The organism is Microcystis sp. M53603_WE2, from assembly GCF_030065435.1.
This window is the reverse complement of the sequence record NZ_JASJFF010000876.1, coordinates 1-1,357: the sequence shown is the minus strand read 5'-3', so window position 1 is coordinate 1,357 and position 1,357 is coordinate 1. Positions and strand designations below refer to the sequence as shown.

The 1,357-nt window shown below is 39.2% G+C and carries 1 pseudogene; it reads right to left on the bottom strand.

The window, feature by feature from the left end:
* Positions 1-106: 106 nt before the first annotated feature.
* Positions 107-892: pseudogene (locus PX481_RS18615) on the bottom strand (serine/threonine-protein kinase); the annotation flags it as partial.
* Between the last annotated feature and the right edge of the window lie 465 nt (positions 893-1,357).

Here is a 1,357-nt window from a genome sequence, read left to right as displayed (position 1 = left end):
AAGAGCTAATGCAAATTAGCCGCTATCGGTTGAAGGATTACATCAAAGGACAAAGAGCGATATCGCTTGCCCTATCTACCTTCTAGCTCGCTTGTCCCCCTCTCAGATTTAAAACCTGTTGTGCTGTCCATCTTTGTTTTCTATCTTTTTGCAAACACCCTTCAATAATCGGTTTAAACTCTTTCGGTAAACTGGGGATTTGTAGCTCACAATTCATCACCTTTGCCATTAACTGGTGAATATCATTATTAAACTTATAGGGAAGTTGATTAGTCGTCATTTCGATTAACATAATACCCAATGACCACAGATCCCAAGCTGAGGAAATATCCCCCCTAAAGGCTTCGGGAGGCATATAAATAATTGTACCGCTATTGTGGACGGTTTGAGTGTGGCTTTTGTTATTTAAGGTTCTAATTAAGCCAAAATATGCTAACTTGTATTGTTGATTAACCTTGAGGATATTACCCGGTTTTAAATCTCGATGGACTTTATTTTGTCCATGAAGATAATTTAAGCCCTGGGCGACTTGAGCAGTAATATTTTTAATCTCATCCGCTGACAAACCGCCTTTGGCAATGTGATTTTCTAGGCTACCCTGTGCCAATTCCATCACTAAATAAAGCATCTCCGTATTGAAAAAAGTAAATTCCCCCACCGAATAAGCCTTAATTAAATTAGAATGTTCTAACTTTCTGGCATTTGTTAATTCAATTAATTTATCATCGCTACTTTCTGGGATAACTTTAATGGCAACTTCTTAGACCGATGTATTTCTGACCATTTCACTAGCATGAAATACACCCCCAAAACCACCCGCACCGAGAAACTTATTAAGACGATAGGGGCCTATTTGTTGCCCTTCTAACATCTTCATCATTTGGTCTAGCATAATAATAACTCCTGAATTAGCCAATTTTTACGTTGTGTAACTATCCTATTAAGTGAGTGGTTATAATTATTAAATTGAAGATAGATTGTGCCTTTGATCCCCCCTTGATAAGGGGGGCGCGGATCCCCCCTTAATCCCCCCTTGATAAGGGGGGCGCGGATCCCCCCTTAATCCCCCCTTGATAAGGGGGGCGCGGATCCCCCCTTTCACTAGCATGAAATACACCACCAAAACCACCCGCACCAAGAAACTTATTAAGACGATAAGAGTTTATTTGTTGCCCTTCTAACATCTTCATCATTTGTTCTAGCATAATAAATAATAACTCCTGAATTAGCCAATTTTAGGCTCTTCGTTACTCTTTATGCTAAATCAACATACAAGATGCCAAGACAACATACTTCTAACCCAAAAATTCCGAAAGTTTCTCAAGCCATAGGCTCTCCGTTTTATTAGTTTAAGTTT